The 25,538-nt window shown below is 60.2% G+C and carries 23 protein-coding genes, 1 tRNA gene and 2 pseudogenes; 11 read left to right on the top strand and 15 right to left on the bottom strand.

Going from position 1 to position 25,538, the window contains the following annotated elements; all coding sequences use genetic code 11:
- Positions 1–7 precede the first annotated feature (7 nt).
- Entirely contained in the window at positions 8–1,066 is a 1,059-nt protein-coding gene (queG, locus tag AC0V6U_RS14905; RefSeq protein ID WP_472643914.1) for a tRNA epoxyqueuosine(34) reductase QueG, read from the bottom strand.
- Between the two features lie 46 nt (positions 1,067–1,112).
- Here queG and AC0V6U_RS14900 point away from each other — a divergent pair.
- The 4 genes and pseudogenes from AC0V6U_RS14900 to msrB all read left to right on the top strand — a co-directional run.
- A pseudogene (locus tag AC0V6U_RS14900) lies at positions 1,113–2,072 on the top strand (ABC transporter ATP-binding protein); the annotation flags it as partial.
- A 24-nt stretch (positions 2,073–2,096) separates the two neighbouring features.
- Complete coding sequence (locus AC0V6U_RS14895) at positions 2,097–3,386, top strand: ABC transporter permease (protein WP_472645785.1); 1,290 nt, start codon at positions 2,097–2,099, stop codon at positions 3,384–3,386.
- A 92-nt stretch (positions 3,387–3,478) separates the two neighbouring features.
- Entirely contained in the window at positions 3,479–4,828 is a 1,350-nt protein-coding gene (locus AC0V6U_RS14890; RefSeq protein ID WP_472643913.1) for a cytochrome P450, read from the top strand.
- A gap of 98 nt (positions 4,829–4,926) precedes the next feature.
- Positions 4,927–5,433, top strand: coding sequence for a peptide-methionine (R)-S-oxide reductase MsrB (msrB, locus tag AC0V6U_RS14885; protein ID WP_472643912.1), 507 nt, complete (start codon positions 4,927–4,929; stop codon positions 5,431–5,433).
- A 24-nt stretch (positions 5,434–5,457) separates the two neighbouring features.
- On the opposite strand, the gene AC0V6U_RS14880 is transcribed toward msrB, so the two are convergent.
- Together AC0V6U_RS14880 and AC0V6U_RS14875 are read right to left on the bottom strand one after the other, a co-directional pair.
- Positions 5,458–6,090, bottom strand: coding sequence for a PilZ domain-containing protein (locus tag AC0V6U_RS14880; RefSeq protein ID WP_472643911.1), 633 nt, complete (start codon positions 6,088–6,090; stop codon positions 5,458–5,460).
- A 174-nt stretch (positions 6,091–6,264) separates the two neighbouring features.
- Positions 6,265–6,350 (bottom strand) — tRNA-Leu (locus AC0V6U_RS14875).
- Between the two features lie 121 nt (positions 6,351–6,471).
- On the opposite strand from AC0V6U_RS14875, the gene AC0V6U_RS14870 reads away from it, so the two are divergent.
- A complete protein-coding gene (locus AC0V6U_RS14870; protein ID WP_472643910.1) occupies positions 6,472–8,145 on the top strand; it encodes a cation:proton antiporter domain-containing protein in 1,674 nt (557 codons plus the stop codon).
- 49 nt (positions 8,146–8,194) lie between these two features.
- On the opposite strand, the gene AC0V6U_RS14865 is transcribed toward AC0V6U_RS14870, so the two are convergent.
- Both AC0V6U_RS14865 and AC0V6U_RS14860 read right to left on the bottom strand, forming a co-directional pair.
- Positions 8,195–8,476, bottom strand: coding sequence for an integration host factor subunit beta (locus tag AC0V6U_RS14865; protein WP_472640050.1), 282 nt, complete (start codon positions 8,474–8,476; stop codon positions 8,195–8,197).
- 234 nt (positions 8,477–8,710) lie between these two features.
- Positions 8,711–9,058, bottom strand: a complete 348-nt coding sequence (locus AC0V6U_RS14860) for a GntR family transcriptional regulator (protein WP_472643909.1) — start codon at positions 9,056–9,058, stop codon at positions 8,711–8,713.
- Between the two features lie 201 nt (positions 9,059–9,259).
- Between AC0V6U_RS14860 and AC0V6U_RS14855 the strand changes: the two genes are divergently transcribed.
- The 5 genes and pseudogenes from AC0V6U_RS14855 to AC0V6U_RS14835 all read left to right on the top strand — a co-directional run bounded on the left by AC0V6U_RS14855 (position 9,260) and on the right by AC0V6U_RS14835 (position 14,969).
- Positions 9,260–11,023 (top strand): peptide MFS transporter, encoded by a 1,764-nt coding sequence (locus tag AC0V6U_RS14855; RefSeq protein WP_472643908.1) that lies wholly within the window; start codon positions 9,260–9,262, stop codon positions 11,021–11,023.
- A gap of 17 nt (positions 11,024–11,040) precedes the next feature.
- A pseudogene (locus AC0V6U_RS14850) lies at positions 11,041–12,457 on the top strand (amidohydrolase).
- Positions 12,457–13,752, top strand: a complete 1,296-nt coding sequence (locus AC0V6U_RS14845) for an amidohydrolase family protein (RefSeq protein WP_472645784.1) — start codon at positions 12,457–12,459, stop codon at positions 13,750–13,752. Before AC0V6U_RS14850 ends, AC0V6U_RS14845 begins: the two are co-directional and overlap by 1 nt.
- Positions 13,749–14,252, top strand: a complete 504-nt coding sequence (locus AC0V6U_RS14840) for an FKBP-type peptidyl-prolyl cis-trans isomerase (protein WP_472643907.1) — start codon at positions 13,749–13,751, stop codon at positions 14,250–14,252. The genes AC0V6U_RS14845 and AC0V6U_RS14840 overlap by 4 nt, the downstream gene beginning before the upstream one ends.
- Before the next feature lie 42 nt (positions 14,253–14,294).
- Positions 14,295–14,969, top strand: a complete 675-nt coding sequence (locus tag AC0V6U_RS14835; protein WP_472643906.1) for an NnrU family protein — start codon at positions 14,295–14,297, stop codon at positions 14,967–14,969.
- Here the strand turns inward: AC0V6U_RS14835 and AC0V6U_RS14830 are convergent.
- Both AC0V6U_RS14830 and AC0V6U_RS14825 read right to left on the bottom strand, forming a co-directional pair.
- The gene (locus AC0V6U_RS14830; RefSeq protein ID WP_472643905.1) at positions 14,966–15,796 is read right to left on the bottom strand and encodes an alpha/beta hydrolase; all 831 of its coding nucleotides are present in this window, start codon (positions 15,794–15,796) and stop codon (positions 14,966–14,968) included. The two genes, AC0V6U_RS14835 and AC0V6U_RS14830, sit on opposite strands and share 4 nt — an antisense overlap.
- A 6-nt stretch (positions 15,797–15,802) precedes the next feature.
- Complete coding sequence (locus AC0V6U_RS14825) at positions 15,803–16,600, bottom strand: crotonase/enoyl-CoA hydratase family protein (RefSeq protein ID WP_472643904.1); 798 nt, start codon at positions 16,598–16,600, stop codon at positions 15,803–15,805.
- A gap of 116 nt (positions 16,601–16,716) precedes the next feature.
- Here AC0V6U_RS14825 and AC0V6U_RS14820 point away from each other — a divergent pair, with 116 nt between their 5' ends.
- Positions 16,717–17,259 (top strand): MOSC domain-containing protein, encoded by a 543-nt coding sequence (locus AC0V6U_RS14820; protein WP_472643903.1) that lies wholly within the window; start codon positions 16,717–16,719, stop codon positions 17,257–17,259.
- 80 nt (positions 17,260–17,339) lie between these two features.
- Here AC0V6U_RS14820 and dxs read toward each other — a convergent pair whose 3' ends face one another.
- From dxs to rpe, 8 genes are all read right to left on the bottom strand, one after another.
- The gene (gene dxs, locus AC0V6U_RS14815; RefSeq protein ID WP_472643902.1) at positions 17,340–19,292 is read right to left on the bottom strand and encodes a 1-deoxy-D-xylulose-5-phosphate synthase; all 1,953 of its coding nucleotides are present in this window, start codon (positions 19,290–19,292) and stop codon (positions 17,340–17,342) included.
- Positions 19,293–19,407: 115 nt separating this feature from the next.
- Positions 19,408–19,878: a Fur family transcriptional regulator gene (locus AC0V6U_RS14810; protein ID WP_472643901.1), complete on the bottom strand. Its 471-nt coding sequence runs from the start codon at positions 19,876–19,878 to the stop codon at positions 19,408–19,410.
- A 37-nt stretch (positions 19,879–19,915) separates the two neighbouring features.
- Positions 19,916–20,596 carry a peptide-methionine (S)-S-oxide reductase MsrA gene (gene msrA, locus AC0V6U_RS14805; protein WP_472643900.1) on the bottom strand — a complete coding sequence of 227 codons (681 nt, stop codon included), beginning with the start codon at positions 20,594–20,596 and terminating at the stop codon, positions 19,916–19,918.
- Positions 20,596–20,781, bottom strand: coding sequence for a hypothetical protein (locus tag AC0V6U_RS14800; protein WP_472643899.1), 186 nt, complete (start codon positions 20,779–20,781; stop codon positions 20,596–20,598). The genes msrA and AC0V6U_RS14800 overlap by 1 nt, the downstream gene beginning before the upstream one ends.
- Before the next feature lie 430 nt (positions 20,782–21,211).
- The gene (locus AC0V6U_RS14795) at positions 21,212–21,481 is read right to left on the bottom strand and encodes a hypothetical protein (protein WP_472643898.1); all 270 of its coding nucleotides are present in this window, start codon (positions 21,479–21,481) and stop codon (positions 21,212–21,214) included.
- Positions 21,417–22,835, bottom strand: coding sequence for a bifunctional phosphoribosylaminoimidazolecarboxamide formyltransferase/IMP cyclohydrolase (gene purH / locus AC0V6U_RS14790; protein WP_472643897.1), 1,419 nt, complete (start codon positions 22,833–22,835; stop codon positions 21,417–21,419). The genes AC0V6U_RS14795 and purH overlap by 65 nt, the downstream gene beginning before the upstream one ends.
- Positions 22,836–22,854: 19 nt before the next feature.
- The gene (locus tag AC0V6U_RS14785) at positions 22,855–24,801 is read right to left on the bottom strand and encodes a heparinase II/III family protein (protein ID WP_472643896.1); all 1,947 of its coding nucleotides are present in this window, start codon (positions 24,799–24,801) and stop codon (positions 22,855–22,857) included.
- Entirely contained in the window at positions 24,801–25,463 is a 663-nt protein-coding gene (gene rpe, locus AC0V6U_RS14780; protein ID WP_472643895.1) for a ribulose-phosphate 3-epimerase, read from the bottom strand. Before rpe ends, AC0V6U_RS14785 begins: the two co-directional genes overlap by 1 nt.
- Between the last annotated feature and the right edge of the window lie 75 nt (positions 25,464–25,538).

Genomic DNA, 25,538 nt, shown 5'->3' with positions numbered 1-25,538 from the left:
CTTAGCGCTAACCAGCGCGAAGCTGGTCCAAGGCCCAGCGCGCAGCATCCGCCACCACTGGATCCTCGTCTTTCAGTAGCGCTTCGACCGGAGCACGCAGGGCGGCATCCCCGCTATTGCCCGCCGCATAAAGGCAATTGCGCACAAACCGATTGCGGCCAATCCGCTTAATCGGAGAGCCGGAAAAAACGGCGCGGAAACCAGCGTCATCAAGCGCGAGCAATTCAGCCAGACGCGGGGCGGCGAGCTCAGCGCGCGGCAGAAATTCGCGCGCCGCATGAGAGGCTTGCGCAAATTTGTTCCACGGACACACCGCCAAACAATCATCGCAGCCGTAGATCCTATTGCCCAGCGCCGCGCGAAACTCCTCCGCAATCGGGCCCTTGTGTTCAATCGTGAGATAGGAAATGCAGCGCCGCGCATCGAGCCGATAGGGGCTGGGAAAGGCGTCGGTTGGGCAGGCATCGAGGCACGCGTGGCACGATCCGCATTGGTCCCGCTGTGGCTCGGTCAGAGGCAGGCCCAACGTCGTGTAGATCGCGCCAAGGAACAGCCAGCTGCCATGCTCCGGACTGACCAGATTGGTGTGCTTGCCCTGCCAGCCGATCCCGGCCGCTTCGCCGAGCGGCTTTTCCATCACAGGGGCGGTGTCGACAAACACTTTAACCTCAGCCTCCGGCACCTCCGCCACCAGCCAGCGCGCCAAGGCTTTGAGGCGCTTCTTGACCAGATCGTGATAGTCCTTGCCCTGCGCATAAACAGAGATGCGCGCACGCTCGCGATGCGCTTCCAAAGCCAAGGGATCGTGCGCGGGCGCATAGCTCATGCCCAGCGCAATCACCCGCTGCGCCTCTGGCCACAGCCCTTGAGGCGAACGGCGGTGATGCTGGCGGGTCTCCATCCACTCCATAGAGCCATGATGCCCCTCGCCCAGCCATTGCTCCAGCCGCTCTGCGCGCACCGGATCTTCCGCGGCGCTCGTCACTCCAAAGGCGGCAAAGCCAAGCTCGCGCGCTTTGTTTTCAAGGCGTTTGCCAAGATCAAGTGTTGCGCCTGCGTTAACCACGCTTAGGGTTACTCCCGTTTAGGCCCGTCCACTAACGGTGCGGGCCATGGATATGGCGGTAAGCGATCAAACAATCTTGAGCAATGAGCAGAAACCTCTCGCAATCGAGGCGCGCGGGCTCGTCAAACGCTTTGACGGCACTTTGGCCGTGGGCGGGGTCGACCTCGAAGTGCCTGAAGGCGCGATCTATGGTGTGCTCGGCCCCAATGGCGCAGGCAAGACGACGACATTGCGCATGCTGCTGGGCATTATTGATCCAGACGAAGGCGTGCGCCGCGTGTTCGGATATGACCAACCGCACGATATTGGCCGCCTGATCGGATACCTGCCGGAGGAGCGTGGGCTTTACCCGGCGATGAAATCGATCGAAGCGATTGCCTTTATGGGCGCACTGCGCGGCCTGCCGCTGGCCGAAGGGCGTGTGCGCGGGCTTGAATTGCTGGAACGCCACGGGCTGGGCCATGCCGCCGAACGCCAAATTCGTCAGCTGTCGAAAGGCATGGCGCAAACGGTGCAATTGCTCGGCACACTAGTCCACCAACCGCGACTGGTTGTTCTGGATGAGCCGTTTTCCGGCCTCGATGCGATCAACCAAGGCAAGCTGGAAGGAATGATCCGTGCTCTGGCCGATGACGGCGTGACGGTAATTTTCTCCACCCATGTGATCCACCATGCAGAGCGCCTTTGCGAAGGTGTGGCGATCATCGCCGGGGGCGAAGTGCCCTATGCCGGCAGTGTTGAGGCCGCCCGCGACCGGATCCCAGCACAGGTACGACTGGAAACGCGCGCTCGCGAAGGCGGCTGGACCGCTGCTTTGCCAGACGACACACGGCGCACCGGTGATTTCTTCACCTTCTCTCTGCCCGACAGCGGGATTGAACCCCTGCTGCGGACATTGATCGAAGGCGAGGCTGGCATTCTTTCGCTCTCGATCGAGCGGGCCGGATTGCACGATGCCTTCGTCCATATCGCGGGCGAGGCAGCTGCGCGGCAGCTCGAAGTGGATGCCGCCGCATGGGGAGCAAAGCTGATGAGCAATTTTGATCAAGCAGCAATCGCCGCCAAACCTCGGCTGAGCTATTTCCAAGCCGCATGGGTTGTGGCCCGGCGCGATTTTGTCGCTGTCCTGTTCAGCCGCGCATTCCTGTTCTTCCTGATCGGGCCGCTGTTCCCAGTGCTGATCGGCGGACTGGCTGGCAGCATCGGCAAGACCACGTCTCAGCAAGCCGTCAGCGTCGAAATCGGCCTCGCCATGAGCGCAGCAGACAACGCCGCGATGGAGGCCGCCGCCGAAACGCTCCGCCCGCAATTGGGCGGTGCTTCGCCCGTGCTCAAACGCGTACCCGAAGCTGAAAGCTCCTCTGAGTTCGACGCCCGCGCCTTCCTCGACACCGGCGGGCGCAGCTATGTCGCAATCCTGACCGGCACGCTCGAAGAACCCAAGCTGGTCGGCACGCAAAGCCAGGTCGACCGCTGGAAAGGCCGGATTGAGCTGCTCGCGGCCACGGCCAGCGCTTCTGCGCCTAGCCGCTATCCCGATGCGGCGAGCGAGATTGTCGTCTCCAGCGGAGCCTCTGACCGGTATAGCCGGGTGCGCACCGCGCAGGCTGCGCAAATGGTATTGTTCCTGCTGACCATTTTGCTGGGCGGCATGGTGCTGTCCAATCTTGCCGAAGAAAAAGGCAATAAGATCATCGAAATCCTCGCCGCCGCCCTGCCGATGGATGCGGTCTTCATGGGCAAACTATTCGCCATGCTCGGCGTTTCCTTTGTCGGAATTGCTGTGTGGGGCACGACTGGTTGGGCATTCTGGGCAGTCGCCGAGGACGCCATTGTCACCGTCACGCAGACCAATTTCCGCGAGCTTCCCGGCCCGGCGATTGGCTGGCCGATGTTCATCGCGCTCGGCATCATCTATTTCTCGATGGCCTATCTGCTGCTTGGCTCTTTGTTCCTCACCATTGGCGCCATGGCCAGCAGCGTGCGCGAAGTGCAGACCATGTCGATGCCGGTCACCATGCTGCAGATCATGGTATTCTTCCTCTCGGCCGCGAATATCGGGCAGACCGGCACGCCGCTGGAGCTGACGTCGGTGGTCTTCCCGCTGTCCTCGCCCTTCGCGATGATGGCCAGAGCCGCTTTGGAAGAAACGCTGTGGACGCATGCGGTCGCACTCGTTTGGCAGGCATTTGCCGTATTCATCCTGATCAAAGGCGGCTCCACCCTGTTCCGCAAGCGGGTGATGAAGTCAGGGCCAGGCGGCGCGAAAAAGCGCCGGTTTTGGCAGCGCAAACCGCCAGCGGCTGAGCCCGCTGAATAGGTTCCTTATCGCAACCGACTATTGACACTGCTGTCAGTTAAGGCACCATGCGACTCACCAGAGCGGCAAAAGCCGCCGGATAGGAGAGAGACATGGCAACCATTGCGCCGCCAGCGAGCGATCAGAATTCCGCACCTGAATGGCGCACGTCGCCCACCGCGCATGACGCGCTGATGGAGCATTTTGCCAAGCATCCCGAAGAACGTCCGCTGCATCCGCACAAATGGGACGTCAGCCGATCCGACATCTATTACGAGGATCGCTGGCAGCCGATCTTCAAGGAAATGCAGGACGCAGGTCCGCTGCATTACATCCCGGAAAGCCCCTACGGCCCATACTGGGCGGTCGTTGGCCACAAGGCGATCCAGCATATTGAAGCCCTGCCAGAGGCGTTTTCTTCAAGCTGGGAATATGGCGGCATCACCATTCTGGAACGGCCAGAAGAAGAAGAGGCCAAGCCAGAGGACGAGCGCTTCGAACTGCCGATGTTCATCGCCATGGACCGGCCCAAGCATACCGGACAGCGGCGCACAGTTGCCCCCAAATTCACGCCCAGCGCGATGACCGCGATGGAAGGCGACATCCGCGCGCGGACCGGCGAATTGCTCGATTCGCTACCACGCGGCGAAGTGTTTGATTGGGTCGACAAGGTTTCGATCGAACTCACCACGGGCATGCTCGCTCTGTTGTTCGACTTCCCATGGGAAGACCGCCGCTTGCTGACTTTCTGGTCGGACTGGTCGGGCGATACAGAGCTCGGCTCAATCCGCGAGCTCGACGAGTTCCGGCGCGGTATCCTGCACGAAATGGCGGCCTATTTTCAGCAGCTGTGGGTCAGAAAAACGCAGGAAGAGCCCGGCGACGATCTGATCTCGATGATGATCCATTCCGATGCGATGAACCAGATGAGCCCGCAGGAATTCATGGGCAATCTGGTGCTGCTGATCGTTGGCGGCAATGACACGACGCGCAACACGATGAGCGGCATTGTCCATTCCTTCGATAAGTTTCCTGATCAGCGCAAATTGTTCGAGGAACAGCCCGAACTGATCCCCAATGCGGTGCAGGAATGCATCCGTTTCCAAACGCCGCTGGCGCATATGCGCCGCACCTGCACCGAAGACACCGAAGTGTTCGGCCAGACCATCAAACAAGGCGACAAGGTCGTCCTGTGGTATCTCGGCGCGAACCGCGAAGAGACGGTGTTTGAGAACCCGCACAAGCTCGACATCACACGCGATAATGCGCGGCGCCACATCGCCTTTGGCTACGGCATTCACCGCTGCGTCGGAGCGCGGCTGGCCGAATTGCAACTGAAGGTTCTGCTGGAAGAAATGCACAAACGGCGCATGCGCGTGCATGTCGCCGGTGATGTTGAGCGGGTGCGCGCGAACTTCGTCCATGGCTTCCGCAAATTGGAAGTCGAAATCACTGAGTTTTGAGCGCATTTTTAGCGGATTTTTTCGCGAAAAATGTAACCATTTGCCGCCTACGTGCGTATCTAAGTGTGACGCAACTCTTAGGACGGACGAGTTTAGCCATGACAGACATCAGACAAGACTTTGTCTCTCACCGCCGCACATTCCTCGGCCTGATCGGGCTCGGCGCGGCTATGCCGATGCTGGCCGCTTGTGGTTCTGCCCCAGCGCAGGCCAAAAGCTTCCCCATCACCCGCAGCGATGCGCAGTGGCGCAAGAAGCTGACCCGCGAGGAATACCGCATTCTGCGCAAAGCCGGCACAGAGCGCGCCTTCACTTCACCGCTCGACAAGGAAAAGCGCAAGGGCACGTTCGTTTGCGCAGGCTGCGGCAACAAGCTCTATTCCTCGGCCACCAAATACGACAGCAAGACCGGCTGGCCGAGCTTCTGGAAGGCTCTGCCCGGCGCGGTTGGTACCGCCACCGATTACAAAATCGGCTATCCGCGCACCGAAGTGCACTGCGCCGATTGCGGCGGGCATTTGGGCCATATCTTCGGTGATGGTCCAAAACCAACAGGCAAGCGCCACTGCATCAATGGTGTCGCAATGGATTTTGTCCCGGCCTAACGTGAGCTCGGGTATACCGCCGATTTAGTCGTGATCGAGCAGAACGGGCGCTTGTAGTTGGGCGGCGAGCCGCGCGAATTCACCCAGAGTGTAAGTGTCGTCAAACACCACGCCATAATGGTTGTCGCGCCGCCAGCGCACTTTGGCGCGCACCTCTTTTAGGCCTTCGCCAACCAGGGTCACAGTTTGATCAATCGCAAACAAGCCATCGCATTCAAGCCGCGCGCCTTGTTGAGATAGGTTTTCAACGAACGCCTCATACTTGCCCGCAAGAGTTACCAACTCAACTGGGAAGTACATGCCCAGACGCATACCGCGCTTAGGATATTCGTCGGCCTCCTGGACCAGCTTTGCCACATCAACAGGATGCTCAAACTCAAACCCGGCTTCATTGCCGCGCTCCCAAACGCTGCGGATCTCATAGATCGCGCCGCTGGGCATATGCAGTTCCATGGTTTCGCACGAGGGGAGCTTATGAAACATGCGAACGCTGACGCCAATTTCAGAGACATCGCGAATAACGCACACGAATTCGCCCTGGCCAGAGATCAGCTTGGCTGCACGGATGAGAATGGTCACCCGCTCCGCGCGGCGTGCGTCATCGACCACATCTGGTGCGGTGTCATCAAATTCAGGCGTTTTTGCCGCGTGATCCATGCTGCACTTCCGACCTTGCCCGCCAGATCATCCGACGGGACTGCCCAACCAACGGGCCGACTCTGAGGATGGGAATAAATCAGATTGGGTTAAGAGCAAGATAACGTTGTCATAAGGGTCTGATAGGACCCAGCAATCTTTGCACCGGGTAGGCCGCACTGTCAGAATGAGAGATGGTGCGGGTGGCGGGACTCGAACCCGCACGATCAAAAGATCAGGGGATTTTAAGTCCCCGGCGTCTACCATTCCGCCACACCCGCTCGGCCGCTGCCCTAGCGAGAGATTTGACGCGCTGCAATGCGCGAGCAGCCATGGACATCAGCGCCGTCTTGCGCCAGCAAAGCGCCGAGCATTAAGGCAGCGAACAGGCGAGGGCGCACAGTGGCAGATGCCAGCGAAGTGATTGAAACGATCCAGCCCGCAGTCACGCTGTTGGGGCTGGGAATTGGCGCGGCGCTCGCGTCGCGTGCCTGCCGCCTCAACCCGATCGTTGGCTATCTCGGTCTGGGCCTCGCCATTGCCGCGCTCGGGTATAAGGATGCCTTCAGCGGACCGGTGGTCGTAACCCTGGCGGAAGCCGGAGTGATGTTTCTGCTGTTCAACCTCGGCCTGCATTTCTCGCTCGGCCGGATCAGGGCGGAGGCGCGCAACATCTTTGGGTTCGGCAGCCTGCAGATGCTGGTCGCTGGCGGCGGGTTTGCGCTGATCTTTCTCGCCATTGGCCTGCCCACAGAATTTGCGATTATCGGCGGATTTGCGATGGGCCTGTCGTCCACAGCTGTGGTGATCGGACTGGTGCGGGAGCGCGACCAAGAGGATTGTCCGGTTGGCCGCGCCTCGCAATCGATCCTGATCTTTCAAGATATCGCCGCGATCCTGCTGCTCGTCGCCGCTGGCGCATTGGGCACGGGCGGCGCGCTGGCGCCGCAATTGGGCATGGCTGGGGCAAAAGCGCTCGCCGCCTTTGCCATCGCTGTGCTGTTTGCGCGCTATCTGACCGGGCCATTGTTCCGTCTGATCGCGCGCGCAGGCAGCTCTGAGGTGTACACAGCCACGGCTTTGTTCATTGCGCTTGCCGCGGGATATGCGACCGGGATCGCTGGGCTGTCGCTCACGCTCGGGGCGTTTCTGGGCGGCATGGCGGTGGCGGATTCGCGCTATCGGATCATGGTCCAGACAGAGATCGATGCTTTTCGCGGCCTGTTCCTCAGTTTCTTTTTCATCTCGGTAGGCCTCAGCATTGATCCGGTGCTGCTCGCGGAAAATTGGGTGCTGGTGCTTGCTGCGGCGGCGGGCCTCATCACGCTTAAATGCCTGTTCAACGTGCTCGCGGGCCTCGCCAATCGCTGGTCCGTGCCCGGCTCCATCCAGCTTGGCTTTCTTTTGGGGCAAGGCAGCGAGTTTGCGCTGGTGCTATTCGCTCTGCCAGCGATCGCTGGGCTGATTGAACCGCGCATGCTGGCAATCTTGGTGACGGCCATTGCGATCAGCCTGGCGGTCACGCCGTTTATCTCCAACCTTGGACGGACGTTCGCTGGCAAGCTGCGGACCGGGCCAGCTGACAAGAAACTCGCCGGTGACGATGCCCCAGTGGTGATTATCGGCCTTGGTCCATCAGGGCGGGCGGTGGCAGATGCGCTGGCGCTCAATGGAATCGGTTATCTCGCGGTGGAATCGGAAACCGCGCGCTTCGAAATCGCGCTCGCCGATGGCTATCATGTGCATCATGCGATTGCCGCCGATCCGCGCAGTTGGGACGCGCTGGGCATGGCGAAGCGCGAGGTCGTGCTGGTCTCCACTGGCAATGTTCAGATCACCCGCGAGCTCACCCCGCTAGTCGAAGAACGGCTGCCGGATGTGCGCCGTGTCGTCTCGGCGCGCGGCGCAGCGGAAGTCTCCGCATTGGGCGACAGCAACGCGCATATCATCGATGTCACCGCAGATGGCGGGATTGAGCAGATCGTTGACGCTGTGTTTTCGGCACTCGGCGTAGAGCGCAAGCGCCAAACCGCACCGGGCCAAGACCAAGCGGAAATATTGCAGGACGCAGCATAAAGCGGTGCGCCGCAGCGCAGACCATCACACTAGCAATGTCGGTGGATGCTTACTCACCGTTGAGACGGCGACGCATTTCCTTGCCTGCCTTAAAGTAAGGCACGCGTTTCGCAGGAACACTCACAGCCTCACCAGTGCGGGGATTGCGGCCCTGGCGCGCTTCGCGTTCGCGGGTCGAAAACGCCCCGAACCCGCGCAGTTCGACCCGGCCGCCTTCGGCCAGTCGCTGCGAGATTTCGTCAAAGAAAATGTCGACGACTTGCTCAATCTCTTCAGCGCGCAGCTCAGGGTTGTCCTTGTGCAGCGCTTGGAGCAATTCGGATCTGATCATGTCAAACTCCTGGCATACGTCATTTTGCGACGCCGCCCGCGGGGTCACCCCCAATTATTGCCTAACCCCGACCCGCTGGGTTGCGAACTATGCAACGCACACTGGCAGAGCGAAGCCATTCCTGCAAGTCAGCGCCGAAATATTACAGATCTGAATAGTCCATTCTGGCACAGCGGGCGAGTCCAAAGCGCTCAATATATTGTATTTCCTCGCAAACACTCGCCCCGTATTTGCTTAATTTGCCTCTAAGGTGCCCGCGAGTTCCGCCAGATCAATGCCCAATCGCTCCATCCGGCTGCGGATTTCCGGCCATTCTTCGCGCAAAAACTGCTCACGCTCGCTCGAACACAGCCGACCAGCCGCGCCAGTAACGACATACATGCCAACCCCACGCTGGACCTCAACAAGGCCATCATTTTGAAATTGCTGATAGGCTTTGGCGACTGTCAGCGGGTTGGCCCCCTGCTCCGCCGCGAGCGCTCTAACCGATGGCAACATCTCCCCTTCCGGGTATTTGCCTTCGATAATGGCGGCGGCGATTTGATCGCGCAGCTTAAGATAAACGGGTCGACTCTGGCTCATAGGTCCTCGCTAGGTGCATCAGTGACATAATACACTCATGCGCGTCAAGTTCCCGAACAATCCGCTTTCGCTGCGATTTTGCGACCAGCCGCGCCGCTTTTGCGTGCAACTAAGACTTCACAGGCGAGAAACAGGCGCTAGGGTGCGCGTCATTCTGGTTCCCTGGGGAGGGCGACCACACAAGAGGGATTACATACTCAAATGGCAACACAGCAACTTGCTCATGGGGACAGCGCGGGGACTATCCTCGGCCACCCCAAGGGCCTCTTCGTCCTATTCTTTGCCGAGATGTGGGAGCGCTTCTCCTATTACGGCATGCGCGCTCTGCTCATTTTCTATCTGACCAAGCACTGGCTGTTTTCAGATAGCGATGCTGGCATCATCTACGGCGCTTACACAGCCTTGGTCTACATCACGCCGGTTGTCGGCGGGTATATGGCCGACAAAGTGTTGGGGCAAAGAAAGGCGGTGGCCTTTGGCGCCGTTCTGCTGACGCTGGGCCACTTCTTTATGGCCTTCGAGGGCGAAGCCGCCGCGGGCAACACCGACAATCCGGTGATCTATGTCTTCTGGCTGGCCTTGGCGCTGATCATTGTCGGCTCGGGCTTCCTCAAAGCAAACATCTCCGTGATCGTTGGACAGCTCTATCCGCGCACCGATGTGCGGCGCGATGGTGCTTACACCATCTTCTATATGGGCATTAATCTCGGCGCTGCTTTCGGCGCGCTACTTTGCGGATATGTTGGAGAAACCTTTGGCTGGGCGTACGGGTTTGGCCTTGCCGGCATTGGTATGTTGTTTGGCCTGCTCGTCTTCACGTGGGGTAAGCCAATGCTGCTGGGCCGGGGCGAGCCGCCCAAGCCGTTGGCGAAAGCAACCGAATGGCAAATGTATGGCATCGGCTTCGTGCTCGTTGCAGTATGCTGGGCTCTCATCCAATATCAACAAGTTGTTGGTGGGCTCCTAGGAACTTTCGGTGCCGCGCTGGTCAGTTACGTACTCTTTATCGCCACCTTCAAACTACCGTATGGAAGCTACGCAGAGTCACCAAAAGGCCCGGCCAACCTGTTTCTAGTCGGAGGCGCTATCCTGACAGTTGGGATGCTGTTGGTTGTAACTGTTGGGTCTTCTCTTCAAGCGATACCGCTAGCAGGGCTCGCATTGATTATTAGTGTCATGGCACAGCAGATGTTCACCAAAGTGGCCCATGATCGCGACCGTATCGTAGCAGCAATGTTCTTGATCATCACTTCGATCATTTTCTGGGCTTTGTTCGAGCAAGCAGGCTCATCTCTCAACCTGTTTACTGACCGCCATGTGGACCGGGAGTTTCTAGGCATTGTATGGCCGGCTTCGACGTTCCAGTCGATCAATGCGTTCTACATTATCATGTTGGCACCAGTCTTCGCGACAGCTTGGACATGGATGGGTCGCAAAGGTGTTGAACCATCTTCGCCATTTAAATTTGGCCTCGGTGTGGTTCAGGTTGGACTCGGCTTTTTGGTTCTTGTCTGGGGCGCCCAATCGGTTGGTCTTGGCGCGGCAACGCCAGTAATCTTTATTTTCTTGATCTACCTGCTGCACACGACCGGCGAACTCTGCCTTTCGCCTGTTGGGCTTTCTGCCATGAACCGATTGGCACCAGCTCAGCTTGCATCGCTCATTATGGGCGTTTGGTTCTTCGCGTCGGCGACAGGCAACTTTGTAGCTGGCAAAATCGCCGAACGGACTGGTGCAGATGGCCTTGATGAAGCCGCAGGAAAGGAAGTCGTTCTCAATGTCTACTCGACCGTTGGTTGGGCGGCCGTGGCAGTTGGCATCGGCGTGCTGGTCATCAGCCCGCTGATCAAAAAGCTGATGCACCTCGACACGCTGACCGACGATGAAGGTCTGGCGGGCGCAGCGGAAGCTGGACTTGAGGCGCAAGAGGCAGGCATTCGTCCGGCCACGCGTCCGGCAGAATAATAGGAAAACGGGGTAATATGATGCGAGCAAAAGCGCTTCTCATGTGTGTGGGGGGCGCTTTTGCGCTCAGCGCCTGCACTGCGGCCGGATCGGGCGAGAGCTCTGTCAAATCGGCCTCCGCCGCCAACACTGGCGATACGCGCACGGAGTTTCTGGGCGAAGACGGCAATGTCCCCTTCCCCTCGACCTACCGCGCCTATCCCGGTGCGGACACTTTGATCATCCCGACCACGGTTTTTGACGGTGCAGGCGGGCGGATCGACAATGGCTGGGTGCATTTTCGCGATGGCAAGATCGTGGCTGTTGGCGGGCCAACCACCGCTCCGCCAGAGGTCGCCAATGTCGTCGATGGCTCGGACAAGTTCGTAACGCCCGGCATCATCGATATCCACTCACACCTGGGCGATTACCCCTCCCCATCTGTTCCGGCGCACGGCGATGGCAATGAAGCCACCTCGCCCACCACGCCGGACGTTTGGACCGAGCATTCGGTCTGGCCGCAAGACCCCGGCTTCAGCCGAGCAATGGCCAATGGCGGGATCACCAGCCTGCAAATCCTGCCCGGCTCTGCCAATTTGATGGGCGGGCGTTCGGTTACGCTCAAAAACGTGCCGAGCCGCACAGTGCAGGGCATGAAATTCCCCGGCGCGCCTTACGGTTTTAAAATGGCCTGCGGTGAGAACCCGAAACGGGTTTACGGCGGGCGCGGGCGTAAGCCTTCGACCCGGATGGGCAATTTTGCGGTCAACCGTCAAACCTGGCTCGATGCGATAGCGTACGGCGAAAACGACGATGCCAAGCGCGACCTTGGCAAGGAAACATTGGTAGGCGTACTCGACGGCGATATCCTGGTTCACAACCATTGCTATCGCGCGGATGAGATGGCGCTGGTGATGGATATGGCCAAGGAAATGGGCTATAAAGTCAGCGCGTTTCACCATGCGGTTGAGGCCTATAAAATCGGCGATCTGCTGCGCGAGAACGGTGTGTGCAGCGCGATCTGGGCCGATTGGTACGGCTTTAAGATGGAAAGCTATGACGGCATTCCGCAAAACGCCGCCTATCTGCAACGCGAAGGCGCCTGCGTGGTCATCCACTCAGACGATGAAAACTCAATCCAACGTTTGAACCAAGAGGCCGCGAAGGCGCAGGCCGCCGGCGCGCGCATGGGCGTCAACATCGACGATGCGACCGTCATCACCTGGATCACTCTGAACGCAGCGAAAGCGATGGGCATCGACGATATGACCGGCAGCCTGGAGCCAGGCAAAATGGCCGATGTGGTGCTGTGGAATGGCGACCCGCTGAGCGTCTATTCACGTCCAGAGAAAGTCTGGGTCGATGGCGCGCTGCTCTACGATGCGAATGATCCAAAACGCTTAGCCAGTGAGCGATTTTGAGCTTGGCCAGCCCGGTGCAGGAGATGTGAAATGATGAAGCGTCTTTTGACCAGCGCAGCCTGTGCCGCGATCGCCTTTACCGCACCTGCCGCTGCGCAAGATGTGGCCATCGTGAATGCCACGGTCGCCAAAGGCGATGGCAGTGAGCCAGTGGCTGACAGCCGTGTTATTGTGCGGAATGGCACGGTGTCGGTCGTTGGGCCCAATGCGCCAGTGCCCGCCAATATTCCGACAATCGATGCGCAGGGCGCGTTCGTCACCCCCGGCATTGTCGCGGCAGTAACCGACCTAGGCCTGTATGATGTTGGCGCAGTTGGTGCGAGCAACGATAAGTCCGCAGGCAATGCGCGCTTCAACGCCGCGCTCGATGTGGCGCCCGCGATCAACCCCAGCTCGCAGCATGTGAAAGTCAGCCGCGCTGGCGGCGTCACCCGCGCGCTGGTGACCCCGTCACACGGCAATTCGCTGTTCGCCGGGCAAGGCGCTGTGATCGACTTGGGGGCTGATGCCAATGCGGTGATGGAGGCCAAGGCATTCCAAATGGCCAATCTGGGCGAACGCGGTGCGCGCCTATCCGGGGGTAGCCGGACAGCCGCCTATGTGGAGCTGGAAAACGCGCTGCGTGAAGCCAGCGCTTTTGCCAGCGGATCGTGGGAGGGCGAGGAGGCTCTGCTGACCCGCGCCGATGCCGCCGCTCTGGTGCCGGTGATCAATGGCTCGCAAGAGCTTTATGTCGAGGTCGAACGCGCAGCGGATATTCGCAATGTGCTGGGCCTGAAACGCACCTATCCCAAGCTCGATTTGGTGCTGGTTGGCGCAAGCGAAGGCTGGCTGGTGGCGAGCGAAATTGCCGCCGCACGTGTGCCGGTGATCGCCGACGCGCTCGACGATCTGCCCGCCAGTTTTGAACAATTGGGCGCGACCCAGTCCAATGTCGGCCGCATGGCAGCGGCGGGTGTAAAGGTCGCAATCGGGCGCATGTCTGGGGGCACCGATGGCCATCCGCGCAGCGCCGCACAATTTGCAGGCAATCTGGTAGCCTTGGGCAAAGTGCCCGGCGCGAGCGGGCTGTCCTGGGGTCAGGCGTTCGCGACGATCAGCTCCATTCCGGCAGAAATCGCCGGGCATGGCGGCAAGTTCGGCGTCCTGAAAGCGGGCGCGATCGGCGACGTCGTGATCTGGGACGGTGATCCCTTGGAGGTCGATTCCGTGCCGAACCGAGTCTTCATCGCTGGTATCGAACAACCGCTGGACAATCATCAGAGCGAGCTCGCCAAACGCTATCTCGATCTTGATGAGAGTCAGCTGCCAAAGGCGTATGACTGGTGAGCCGGGTTCTTACTAGGGCCGCTCTGTGCGCCGCGCTCCTCACCGCTACGCCGGCTTTTGCGCAAAGTGAAGCGCCGCAGACCAGCGCCGCAGACAATGCGCAAAGCATGGCATGGCACACCCGGCAGCAAACCTATCTGCTGGGCCTGAAGCCCGCCGATGGGTGGCGCTATATCGACGGCGGCATCCGCTGGCGGTGGCTGGAGTACAATGGCGGCGAGAACCGCCCCAGCGTCTCAGACACTGTTACGGTGCATTACGAAGGCACGCTGATCGATGGGACGGTGTTTGACAGTTCTTTTCGGCGCGGCAAGCCAGCGAAATTCCCGCTCGCACGGCTGATCCCGGCATGGCAGCTGGCGATCCCGAAAATGGCAGTGGGTGAGACGATTGAAATCGCGGTACCTGCTGACCTCGCCTATGGCCCGCGGGGTAGCAGGTCCATTCCAGGCAATGCGACGCTGATCTTCAAAATAGAGCTGATCGGGATCGGCGAATAGGCGATTTGTCGCGCGTGCTGTTTCAATGTTAGGCTCTGAGGCATGAACAGCGCTCTGCTTGAACTTGCCGCCGCGAACGGCGCTTTTGTCGGCACGCATTTTGCCATGTCGCACCCGCTGCGCGCAGGGCTCGTGCGCATGACGGGCAAGGTCGGCTTCCAAATTCTCTATTCGCTGGTGAGCGCGGCAACGCTCGCTTGGGTTTATTTCGCCTTTGTCGATGCGCCGAGCGGCGATTTGCCGGGCTCTGGCGAGATCGGATGGGTCATCGCCACAGTGCTGACCTTGCCAGCTTTAGTCCTATTCGCCGGTTCCTACATCGGCAATCCAGCCTTGCCGACACCCATGGCCGAGGAGCAAGCGCGCGCTGAGCCGAAGGGCGTGTTCGCGGTCACTCGCCATCCGATGATGTGGAGCTTTGCGCTGTGGGCGCTTTCCCACATCATTCTGCTGTGGTCTTGGCGCACGATGATCGTGGCGCTGTCGATGGGGTTTTTGGCGCTGGTCGGCGCGAAGATGCAGGACCGCAAGAAGCAGGTGCTGATGGGCGATGCCTGGGTCCAGTGGGAGAGCAAGACGAGCTATTGGCCGCGTTGGAGCAAGCTGCTGGGCGCAGGCGCATTGCCATGGACCGCCGGGCTGATCCTGTTCGTGTTCCTTAGCTGGCTGCACACGCCGCTGGGCGGAATTTCCGCCGGAATCTGGCGCTGGTTTTAAGGCAGCACTCGCTGCGCTTCAGCGTCAGAAACCGCCAACTCTAAGGCAAGAATCCAATCAGCCCGCGCCTCGCCAGAGCTTCGCACAAACGACAGCTCGTGCCCCAACCCGTCAAAGGATTGAAACTCCGCACTCTGCGCCGCCTCCGCCAATGCGCGGCCTTGGCTTTGCGGGATCAGGCCATCCCGCGTTCCGTGCTGCACCAGTACCGGCATGCTGAGCTGCGTGATCTTATCAAGATTGCGGTATTGATCGCGGACCAGTGGCTTTGCCGGGAGCCACCACAGGTTCGCCGCTGCTGCCTCTGGCAGGGATGTGAACGGCGAGACCAAGATCAGCGCCGCAGGATCATGGCGCAGAGCCATTTCCGTCGCCACCCCTCCGCCGATGGAATTGCCGACGATGACCGTTTGCGCGGCCGATATGCCGAGCGCGCGCAGCCAAGCGATGGCCGCATCGCCATCCTTGTAAAGGCCTTCCTCTGATGGCTCACCCGGATTGCCGCCATAGCCGCGGTACTCAACCAGCAGCACGCCAAACCCGCGCTCTGCCAGCGCAGCATTGGCCACGCCCGCCCCGGTCAGCGAGCCGCCATTGCCATGGAAATAGACTAATGTCGGCAGGTCACCGCTCGCGGAACGATAGAACGCGCGCAGGGCCAAGCCATCTTCAGTGGTGAGCGAGACCTCTTCATAGCCAGGGATGAGCGGCGCGGCGTCTTGCGGCGCAGGATAGATCATCTTGGCCTGCATGGTCCAAAGCAGGATGATCAGCGCCAGATACAGCGCCGCGCCCACCACCAGCAAGCGGATCAGGATCGCAGTCATTGCGGGCTATTCGCCTTTAAACTCTGGCGCGCGCTTCTCAATCAAGGCGGCCACACCCTCTGCGTGATCCTGGGTCGTGTGCATTAAAGCCTGCGTGTTGGCCGCCATTTCAAGCGCGCTGTCATAGCTGACTTGCTGACCCTGGCGCAGCAGCATCTTGGCATGGCGCAGGGCGTGGGGCGGCATGGCCGCGACCTTATTTGCCAGAGCGCGGGCCTCTTCCAGCAAGGCATCGTGTTCGACAACACGGCTAACCAGGCCCCATTCTTCCGCCATGGCCGCACCGATCACATCGCCGGTGTAGAACAGCTCAGACGCGCGGGCCTGCCCGATGACACGCGGCAGGATCCACGTGCCGCCGTCGCCGGGAATGATGCCAAGCTTGAGGAAGGTGACGCCAAATTTCGCTTTGTCGGAGGCGATGCGGATATCGGCAAGGCATGCGACATCGCAGCCAAGCCCGATCGCCGGGCCATTGACCGCCGCGATGACAGGCACGCGCAGGCCGTACAGCGCGCGCAGCATAAGGTGGATATTGTCGCGGTAACCGTCCGAAATGGCGGGCGCCGACCCGCCAAACGTGCCGGTCTTGCTCTGCATCGCCTTGATATCGCCGCCCGCCGAGAAGGCGCGGCCAGCGCCGGTCAGGATGACGCAGCGCACATCCATATCGCGGTTGATCGCATCGCAAGCGGCGCGGAATTCATCACCATCGCCGGGCGCGCCCAGCGGGTTCATCGTGTCCGCGCGGTCAATTGTGAGGGTGGCTATGTGGCCGTCACGAGTGGTCTTGAGGAGGGTCATCTGGCGTCTCTGCCATGTCTTATCCGCTTCGTCACCCCGGCAGAGTTAGCAAGCCATCGCCTTTCCAGTAGCGGTTAGGTAACGTCAGATGTCACGCCATTGCGAGGTCTAAAGAAGTGCCCGGGAAAGTAGTCGCAGTTGCCAAAGATGCGGGCCACAATTTTGCCAAGCAAATTGTGCCGGAAATCGAGATCATTGCTGGCTTCGGTGTTGAAGGGGATGCGCATAACGGGAAGACGGTGAAGCACCGATCGCGAGTCAAAGTTGATCCGACTCAAGCAAATCTCCGCCAAGTGCATTTGATCCACTCAGAATTGTTCGAGGAAGTCGCCGAAAAGGGATTCACAGTTTCGCCAGCCGACTTGGGTGAGAACATTACCACGAGAGGAATTGACCTGCTCGGTCTGCCGCGCGGCACTATCCTGAAGATCGGGAAGGAGGCTCAATTGGAAGTGACTGGGCTGCGCAACCCCTGCGCTCAAATTGACAGATTTCAAAAAGGCCTTCTCGCTGCCGTGCTCGATAAAGGAGCAAACGGTGAGTTGATACGCAAGTCCGGGATTATGGCGATCGTGCTGCAAGGCGGTACGGTCCGTACCGGGGACAACATTGAAGCCGAATTGCCAAACCCGCCTTTCTTACCGCTTGAGCGTGTCTAGACATGCGACTGAGCACGGGCGCTTCTAAGGCAGCTATGCTAATTTACAATTAGACGGTCGACCGACGGCGCTAACCAATCCTAAGCCCGTGCGCCTGCTTCTGCCTCGCTCTCGGCAACGCCGGCTGAATTGTGCTTCAGCGCTTTCAGCACGCAATCGACGATTTGCGGCGCGTTGAGGCCAGCCTCGTCATATTGCTTGTCCGGGGAATCCTGATCGATGAAGGTGTCGGGCAGACGCAAAGTGCGGACCTTCAAGGCCGTGCCGCTGTCACCATCCGTCAGGCCTTCATCGCTGGCATAGGTCAGCACATGCGCGCCCAGCCCGCCAATCGCGCCTTCTTCCACCGTCACGACAACTTCGTGCGTGCGCATCAGTCTGGCGATCAAATCCTCATCCAGCGGCTTGGCAAAGCGCATGTCAGCGATGGTGGTCGAAAGCCCCTTCGCCTCCAGCTGATCGGCGGCCTTCTTCGCCTCTTCCAGGCGCGCGCCGAGCGAGAGGATCGCGACCTTGGTGCCTTCGCGCACGATCCGGCCCTTGCCGATCTCCAGCTTCTCAAGCGTCTCTGGCATCGGCACGCCCGTGCCATTACCGCGCGGATAGCGGAAGGCGATTGGCCCCTCGTCATATTCCGCCGCTGTGTAGGTCATATGCGCGAGCTCAGCCTCATCAGCCGCCGCCATCACCACCATGTTTGGCAGGGTGGCGAGATAGGTGATGTCAAAGCTGCCCGCGTGGGTCGCGCCATCCGCCCCGACTAGACCGGCGCGGTCAATCGCGAAACGCACGGGCAGGTTCTGGATCGCGACGTCATGCACCACTTGGTCATAAGCGCGCTGAAGGAAGGTTGAGTAAATCGCCGCGAAAGGCCGCATTCCCTGCGCCGCCAGACCAGCGGCAAAGGTGACGCCGTGCTGCTCGGCAATGCCGACGTCAAAGCTGCGCTCCGGATGGGCGGTGGCAAAGCGGTCTACCCCGGTACCCGATGGCATCGCCGCGGTGATCGCGCAGATGCGCTCGTCCGTCTCGGCCAGCTTCGCCAGGGTGTCGCCAAACACGTTTTGGTACGCGGGCGGGCCAGCCGCGCCTTTCTTCTTCTCGCCCGTGACCACGTCAAACTTCGGCACGCCGTGATATTTGTCGGCGCTTTCCTCTGCGTATTTGTAGCCCTTGCCCTTGGTGGTGACGACATGGATCAGAACCGGGCCCTCGGATGTGTCGCGCACATTTTCCAGCACTGGGATCAGGTGATCAAGATTGTGGCCATCGATCGGGCCGACATAATAAAAGCCGAGCTCTTCGAACAAAGTCCCGCCGGTCACCATGCCGCGCGTGTATTCCTCTGCCTTGCGAATGCCTTGATGCATCCGGCGGCTCATTTTCTTGACCGCGCGGCTCGCGAGGCTGCGCAGGCCGAGATATTCGCTGGAGGACACCATCCGCGCGAGATAGGCCGACAGCCCGCCAACCGGCGGCGCAATCGACATGTCATTGTCATTGAGGATCACGACCAAGCGATTGCCGGCCTGAGCGGCATTGTTCATCGCCTCATAGGCCATGCCAGCGCTCATCGCGCCGTCACCGATGACTGCGATCCCGCGTCCCGGCTCACCCTTCAGCTTGTTCGCCACGGCAAAGCCGAGCGCGGCTGAAATCGAGGTGGAGGAGTGCGCGGCGCCAAACGGATCATATTCGCTTTCCGCCCGCTTGGTGAAACCAGACAGACCGCCGCCGCTGCGCAAGGTGCGGATCCGGTCGCGCCGCTCGGTCAAGATTTTATGCGGATAGCATTGGTGGCCCACGTCCCACACCAGCTTATCGTCCGGTGTGTTGAACACATAATGGATCGCCACGGTCAGCTCGACCACGCCAAGACCCGATCCCAAATGCCCGCCAGAGACACTGACCGCATCGATCATCTCTTCGCGCAATTCATCGGAAAGTTGGCGGAGTTGCTCGGCCTTAAGCTCCCGAAGTTGTGCGGGATTGTTGACGGTATCGAGCAGCGGAGTGTCAGGCTTAGATGTCATTTGAAGAGCCTTACACCTTCAAAACAAAACTGTCGATGAACGCTTTATCGCTTATGGGGCACGGTTCATCGCCGCCAGATGCGGGAAATGCAACGCTCTGTCGCTCGCCCGCAGCTTAGGTGCATGCATAGCACAGGCCGCGAATCTCCAGCACTGGCCTGCGCGTTTGAAAATCGCGGGCGCTGGCGAGATTGCGGACGGTGCGGCTAACCTCGTCATCATCAATATGCGCGGTCTCGCCGCATTCATCGCAGACGAGAAAGATGCAATCATGCGCGCAGCCCGGATGGGTGTTGGCCAGATAGGCGTTCGCGCTTTCAACCCTGAGCGCGAGATTGTTGCTCACGAACAGGTCGAGGATGCGGTACACGCTATTGGGCGCCACACGCTTGCCGCGCGCGGCAGAAAGGTTGTCGGCAATATCATAGGCGGAGGCTGGCCGTTCATGCTTGGCGAGCTCGGTGAACACCGCCTCACGCATTCCGGTCCATTGTTCGCCTGCCGCGATCAACGCCGCCTGAGCGGCCTCAATCAGGTTTTCGCCAGAATGCTCTTCGTGTGAATGATGGTCGTGCGCTGTTGCCATAGGCTGCAATATAGGCACGTTTGGCCCGCGTTGCTAGTCAGCCGTCACTCAGGAACGATGCGCGATATTGCGAAGGATACATGGATTTGAGCGCGCGCACCTTTGGCGCGTCCCAGCGCACGATATATCCGTGGCGCGGGTTCTTACGCATGAAATCCTGATGATAGCGTTCAGCCGGATAGAACTTCTTATAGCCCTCAATCTTCGTCACGATCGGTCCGCGCCATTTGCCCGATGCACCCATCTGCTTGAGATAAGCGCGTGCAACGCGGCGCTGCTCGGCATTTTGCGGGACGAGGGCAGAGCGATAATGCGCGCCGACATCCGGACCTTGGCGGTTCTTTAGGGTCGGGTCAGCCACAACCGAGAAGAAAATCTGCAGCAGCTCATCATAACGCACGACATAGGGATCATAGGTGATCCGCACCGCTTCGGCGTGATTGGTCATGCCAGATATGATGGTGTTGTATTTCGCCGTCGAAGCTTTGCCGCCATGATAGCCGGAGACGGCCGATTTCACGCCTTTGACATGGCTGAACACGCCTTCCACGCCCCAGAAACACCCGCCAGCAAAGACGGCGGTTTTCAGGCCCGCGCCTTCTTTGGCGATAGTCTTGGAAGCAGGCGCATTGACCGGTTTTTCAAGCGCTTCGGCGGGAGAAGAACAACCAGCCAGGGCAAGGCCCGCGCTGGCAGCTAGAATGGCAAAAGACTTCATTATTCGCTCTCGATGATGAACTCACTCGAAGCTTGCACCGGATCAAATTCCTGCATCTCAGCCGCCTGAGCCGGGCTGGCGAAATCGCCGCTCAGCCCATCAGTCGCGCTCAAACCGACCAGAACAGCACCAACGGCAAAGCCGACGGCGAAGCTGCGATAGAGGTCAGATTTGAACAGTCCCATGGGGCGTCTCTTACAGTTTGATTGTTGTTGGCGAGGGTCTTTAACACCCGGCGCTTTCCAACTGGTGAACGATGGCTTCAGACTGTGTTTCGCTGGACCACTCGCAAAAGTTACGCATGAGCGCGCAAAAAGTTGCTTCTTTTAGGTTCCGCAGCACCTCCGTGCTGCGATATCCTCGGGATTTTTGTTTCGCCTCAAGCGCTAGGCGTTCGCATCCGCTCACTTGGCTATCCTCCGCGCACAGCGCTCCGGGCGGGCAGTCGCCCTTGCGACGCCTACGGCGTCGATTCAGTCCAATTCTACCGGTTTGGTCGCGGAACTCGGTCGGCGACTAGTCGACCGCAAGCCCGACCGGGCGCCCGCAGGCGATCCGTAGCGAAGCGGAGGAGTATCGCCGAGGACGAGGGCGCGGATGCGCCCTCGCAACAAACTAATGCCTGAAGTGGCGCATCCCAGTGAAGACCATGGCCAGGCCCGCTTCATCAGCGGCGGCGATCACTTCTTCGTCGCGGATTGATCCGCCTGGTTGAATCACAGCGGTCGCGCCCGCTTCTGCAGCTGAGATCAAGCCATCGGCAAATGGGAAGAAGGCGTCTGAGGCCACGGCGCTGCCCTGAGTGCGCGGCGCATCCCATTCATAGGTTTCGGCCGCTTCCGCCGCTTTGATCGCGGCAATCCGGGCCGAATCGCGCCGGTTCATTTGGCCTGCACCAATGCCGCACGGTCGCGCCGTCTTTGGCATAGACAATCGCGTTAGACTTCACATGCCGCGCGACGGTCCACGCAAACAGGCAATCCTTCAGCTCTTGCTGCGTTGGAGCGCGCTTGGTTACCACCTTCAAATCATGCGGCAGCACTGCGCCATTGTCACGCATCTGCAGCAGCATGCCGCCCGCAATCGTCTTCATCATAAAGCCGCCGCGGCGCGGATCCGGCAGAGCGCCGCATTCGAGCACGCGCAAATTCTTCTTCTTGGCGAAGATTTCGCGCGCCTCGGCGCTCACTTTGGGCGCGATGATCACTTCAGTGAAGATGCTGGCGATCTGCTCTGCGGTTGCGCCGTCGAGCTCCGTATTGACCGCCACGATCCCGCCAAAGGCAGAGACGCTGTCGCATTTCAGCGCTGCATCCCATGCCTCAACCAGGCTGGAACCTTGAGCCACACCGCATGGGTTGGCGTGTTTGACAATCACGACTGCCGGGTCACTACCCGCAAATTCCGCCGCCAATTCAAGCGCCGCATCCGCATCGTTCAAATTGTTGTAGCTGAGCGCCTTGCCCTGCAATTGCTCCGCCTGCGGAACGCCCGCTGCACCGGCGGATTGCGGGACATAGACCGCCGCTTGCTGATGCGGGTTCTCGCCGTAACGCAAAGTGTCTGAACGTTTTAACGCCAGTGGCATGGTGTCAACAAATGGCGTCGCTTTCAGCGCCTCTGCGCCCAATGGATTGGTGAAGGCATCGCCGAACGCAAACCAATTGGCGATCGCCGCGTCATAAGCCGCCGTGCGGGCATAGGCCTTGCCGGCCATACGGATGCGAAACGCATCTGACGTCGCGCCATCATTGGCGTCTAGCTCTTCCAACAGCTCGGCATAATCGGCGGCATCGGTCATGATCGTCACAAAACCGTGGTTCTTCGCCGCAGAGCGAACCATGCTCGGCCCGCCAATATCGATGTTCTCAATGATCTCGGCCCGGTCCGCGCCTTTCGCAACGGTTGCCTCAAACGGGTAGAGGTTGACGACAACCAGATCGATCGCGCCAATGCTGTGCTCATTCATAGCGGCAACGTGTTCGTCATTGTCGCGCAGCGCGAGCAATCCGCCGTGCACAGTTGGATGCAGGGTCTTCACCCGGCCATCCATCATCTCTGGAAAACCGGTGAGCTCAGAAACATCGCGCACGTCCAGACCCGCCTCGCGCAGCGCCTTTGCCGTGCCGCCAGTGCTGACCAGCTCAACCCCGCGCGCCGCCAGGGCCTTGCCCAGATCTGCCAATCCGCTTTTGTCGGACACTGAAAGCAATGCCCGTTTGATCGTTTTATCAGCCATAGATGTCAGCCCTTGGGCCTTACCCCATTTTCTTTAGCAGCCAGGAGAATTCCCCTCCGCTGCGCGATGTCATACCTTCGATAACCAATTGCTCGGTCGCGTGCGGCGCGCCGGCGCCATCGACCCACAGACTGTCTTCGCAGTTCAAAGTGGCCGTCTCGTCATCGCCCCGCATGCGGAATTGCCACAAGCCGCCATCCGGCAGCAGCAGGCTGGCCCCGCGCTTGTCATCAGACAGATGCACCTCAACCCCGCGCCCGAGGTGGAAACGGATGGCAAAGCTGATCTTGCCGCGCTTCGTCTTGCGCGAAGCGGGCAGCAATACGTCTTGGCCAGACAGCTCAGTTCCGTCGCTGCGCAGGGCCAATGTGCGGCGATGCGTGAGGCCAAAGCGGGCGGCATAGCCATCATGGCTGGCCTCAATCAACGTCGCCGCATGGCTACCTTTGCCAGAGCTGCCCTCGCCAATCAGCCGCCGCTCAACCTCGACCAACTCCGCGCCTTTGCCGAGCTTGCCGTGCAGTTTGACCGCAGTGGAATTGGCATCGTTCAGCACCAAAGTGGAATGCGCCGCTGTCGCGCGCAGGCCCTGACGAATGCGCGCGGGAATTTGCCCGCCAGCCAGCGCAGAGCCGCCGCAATTGACGACCAGACGCTGAGGCCCGTCGGACATTTCAAACGCCAAAGTGGACGCACATCCGCAGCGGGTGTGGCGCGCACGCGGCGGCGGGGCCGCGTCAAATTGTACCACCGTCTGGCCGCCGCGCAGCCGCTGATACCCCCAATGTTCGACATCTTTGAGCGGACGTGCGCGAATGCCGCTTGCCGCGATCAGGGCCGAGACCCGGTCCGCGCTGATCGCGCCATTGCCCTGCCAATTGCCCAGTGCCCCGTCGCCGTGGCGCAAGGTCAAAAGCGGCGGCACGAGCAATTCGCGCATCACGCCAAAGGCTTGCGGAGGCTCGATATTCACCGCTTCATAGCAGGCATCAAGATCGATCAGCAGTGCGAGGCTGAGCATTTGAGCATCGGGACAGCGCGACAAAACGCCGCCATCTTCCGCCACCAGATCGCCCAATGCGCGGATCAGGCCAGCCTCTCCATAAAGGCGGCGCGGACGGCCCTCTGGCAGCAGCAATCCCGCAGCGGTGATCGCAGACCAGCCGGCAAGCTGGCCCAGCCCGCTGACCCCGCTATTTGAGACATTGCGATCAAGCCAACGCGCGGTGTCCTCGATCACGCTGAGCAACCGCGCCTTAAGCTTCGGATCGTCGCCCGCCAGCACCAGCGGTGCATGAACCAGCCAGGCGAGCAGTCTTTGCCCGGTCAGCTCCACATCCCAAGCCCGGCCTTTGCCGGTCGATGGGCAGGAATTTAGCCAAGCACGGGTGATCCGCTCAGCCACAGGCACGCAGTCTTCGCGCGGTGCGCTGCACGCAAGATCGCGCAGCCAGCCAAAGCCGTGAACGAGCTGGTCAAACACAGGGCCAAGGCGATTGGAGGAATCAAATTCGACTCGCGCAATGGGCAATTTCGCGCCATTGATCAGGAAATGTCCCGCCCTCAGCGCAATGCCAGAGGATCGATCGCCCTTTAGAGGGCTGTCGACTGTCGCCAAAACGCGCGTCTTGCGCGGGCGGCGGAACGGCGCGGACAATGCATGGCCCGGCACGCCGAGACGGTATGCGAAGCGAAGCATCGCCTCGCCCGGGCTGGCCCGCGGGGCAATCACATCGGTTAGAGCAAGCGCGCGATCCGCGGCCAAAGGTGCAGGCGTCTCGCCATATTTGGGTGCGCCGTCAGAGCCATTGCCCGCTGGCGCAATCAAACGCTCATCACCATCGGGCAGCGGGATCGCGAGACTGGGCTGGCGCTCATCCATTTCTGTTTCGCTGGAAGGAGCAGGCGCATTGACCCCCGCTTCATCGCGGGCCTCCCCCTCAGTGTCGCGAAACAGCGAGTCCATCAACCCTCGCCCTTCAGCGCGGAAATGTTGGAGGCGTAATGATCTGGTCCGCCTTTAAACGTAGCGGACCCGGCGACCAGCACATCGGCCCCGGCATCAACGCACAGCCGGGCGGTTTCCGGGTTCACCCCGCCATCCACCTCGAGGTGAATATCGCGGCCCGTCGTATCAATCATCGCGCGAATGCGCTCAATTTTGGCCAATTGCGAATGGATGAAGCTCTGCCCGCCAAAGCCGGGATTGACGCTCATCACCAAAATCAGGTCAGCAAGGTCAATCAGATTGTCGAGCACATCGACCGGCGTGCCGGGGTTCAAGACCACGCCCGCCTTTTTGCCGAGCGCCCGGATCGCCTGCAATGTCCGGTGGCAATGCGGCCCAGCCTCTGGGTGAACGGTGATGATGTCCGCGCCCGCCTCAGCGAATGCCTCAAGATAGGGATCGACCGGCGAAATCATCAAATGCACGTCGAACGTCTTGGCCGTGTGCGGGCGCAGCGCCTTCACCACGTCAGGACCGATAGTGATATTGGGCACATAATGTCCGTCCATCACATCAATGTGGATCCAATCGGCGCCCGCCTTGTCGATTGCGCGCACTTCTGCGCCGAGCTGCGAAAAATCAGCCGATAGGATAGAGGGAGAAATCAGCGGTGCTGCCATGACGGGTCCATTGCCGTGTGTCCTAGCGACACGAAATTTGCACTATGCCAGGTTAATGCCGAAGTAAGGGTCTGC

This window comes from Erythrobacter sp. W36, assembly GCF_057364935.1.
This window is presented reverse-complemented; position numbering and strand designations above follow the sequence as displayed.

Coding starts and splice junctions, on each gene's coding strand:
- AC0V6U_RS14895 (WP_472645785.1), top strand. CDS start 2,097: ATGAGCAATTTTGATCAAGCAGCAATCGCCGCCAAACCTCGGCTGAGC.
- AC0V6U_RS14890 (WP_472643913.1), top strand. CDS start 3,479: ATGGCAACCATTGCGCCGCCAGCGAGCGATCAGAATTCCGCACCTGAA.
- msrB (WP_472643912.1), top strand. CDS start 4,927: ATGACAGACATCAGACAAGACTTTGTCTCTCACCGCCGCACATTCCTC.
- AC0V6U_RS14880 (WP_472643911.1), bottom strand. CDS start 6,090: ATGGATCACGCGGCAAAAACGCCTGAATTTGATGACACCGCACCAGAT.
- AC0V6U_RS14865 (WP_472640050.1), bottom strand. CDS start 8,476: ATGATCAGATCCGAATTGCTCCAAGCGCTGCACAAGGACAACCCTGAG.
- AC0V6U_RS14860 (WP_472643909.1), bottom strand. CDS start 9,058: ATGAGCCAGAGTCGACCCGTTTATCTTAAGCTGCGCGATCAAATCGCC.
- AC0V6U_RS14855 (WP_472643908.1), top strand. CDS start 9,260: ATGGCAACACAGCAACTTGCTCATGGGGACAGCGCGGGGACTATCCTC.
- AC0V6U_RS14845 (WP_472645784.1), top strand. CDS start 12,457: ATGAAGCGTCTTTTGACCAGCGCAGCCTGTGCCGCGATCGCCTTTACC.
- AC0V6U_RS14835 (WP_472643906.1), top strand. CDS start 14,295: ATGAACAGCGCTCTGCTTGAACTTGCCGCCGCGAACGGCGCTTTTGTC.
- AC0V6U_RS14830 (WP_472643905.1), bottom strand. CDS start 15,796: ATGACTGCGATCCTGATCCGCTTGCTGGTGGTGGGCGCGGCGCTGTAT.
- AC0V6U_RS14825 (WP_472643904.1), bottom strand. CDS start 16,600: ATGACCCTCCTCAAGACCACTCGTGACGGCCACATAGCCACCCTCACA.
- dxs (WP_472643902.1), bottom strand. CDS start 19,292: ATGACATCTAAGCCTGACACTCCGCTGCTCGATACCGTCAACAATCCC.
- AC0V6U_RS14810 (WP_472643901.1), bottom strand. CDS start 19,878: ATGGCAACAGCGCACGACCATCATTCACACGAAGAGCATTCTGGCGAA.
- msrA (WP_472643900.1), bottom strand. CDS start 20,596: ATGAAGTCTTTTGCCATTCTAGCTGCCAGCGCGGGCCTTGCCCTGGCT.
- AC0V6U_RS14800 (WP_472643899.1), bottom strand. CDS start 20,781: ATGGGACTGTTCAAATCTGACCTCTATCGCAGCTTCGCCGTCGGCTTT.
- AC0V6U_RS14795 (WP_472643898.1), bottom strand. CDS start 21,481: ATGAACCGGCGCGATTCGGCCCGGATTGCCGCGATCAAAGCGGCGGAA.
- purH (WP_472643897.1), bottom strand. CDS start 22,835: ATGGCTGATAAAACGATCAAACGGGCATTGCTTTCAGTGTCCGACAAA.
- AC0V6U_RS14785 (WP_472643896.1), bottom strand. CDS start 24,801: ATGGACTCGCTGTTTCGCGACACTGAGGGGGAGGCCCGCGATGAAGCG.
- rpe (WP_472643895.1), bottom strand. CDS start 25,463: ATGGCAGCACCGCTGATTTCTCCCTCTATCCTATCGGCTGATTTTTCG.